We start from the raw sequence: 449 nt of genomic DNA, 5'->3' as shown, positions 1-449 counted from the left end.
CACGTACGCTGACCAGCGAAAAAAGTTATAACGCTTCCCGGCCGACAGGCGGCCCAAAATCCACCGGGGCGTGCAGGTTCTCTTCAGTAACCTGCGCCATTAAATCAAAAAGGTCATATTCGCCGGGAAGCTGCGTATCAGTCGCATCCCGTTGTTCATCATATTCAGATGGCATGGGGTGATATCCAGTAGCTAAGGGGTTGTTAGCGGGTTTCGGGGCGCAGCCCTGAACCAGTCACGTAGCGCTAGCGGAGTGTATACTGGCTTAAAATGTTACAACGCAGTAATGGTTTACGAAAGTGCTTCATGTGGTACCGGGAAATGCAGCACCGGTGTGTAAGTGCGAAATGCAGATCCCGGTGAAATGACGCCTCCTCGCTCACTCAGTCGCTGCGCTCCTGCCGTGAGACTGCGGCGGGCGTTGCCAGCTCACGAATGGCTGGATAATG

General features: G+C 54.1%; 1 protein-coding gene. It reads right to left on the bottom strand.

The genetic code is table 11. The features are described 5' to 3' along the window. Positions 1-25 precede the first annotated feature (25 nt). Complete coding sequence (locus FMM79_RS21505) at positions 26-175, bottom strand: hypothetical protein (RefSeq protein WP_003978816.1); 150 nt, start codon at positions 173-175, stop codon at positions 26-28. Positions 176-449: the final 274 nt, after the last annotated feature.

The organism is Novosphingobium sp. BW1, assembly GCF_008107685.1.
Lineage (GTDB): Bacteria > Pseudomonadota > Alphaproteobacteria > Sphingomonadales > Sphingomonadaceae > Novosphingobium.
Note: the sequence above shows the minus strand (reverse complement) of the source record. Positions and strands in the feature narration are given on the sequence as shown.

What these genes read in the sequence shown, in the direction of transcription:
- FMM79_RS21505 (WP_003978816.1), bottom strand. Translation starts at nt 175, where the DNA reads ATGCCATCTGAATATGATGAACAACGGGATGCGACTGATACGCAGCTT.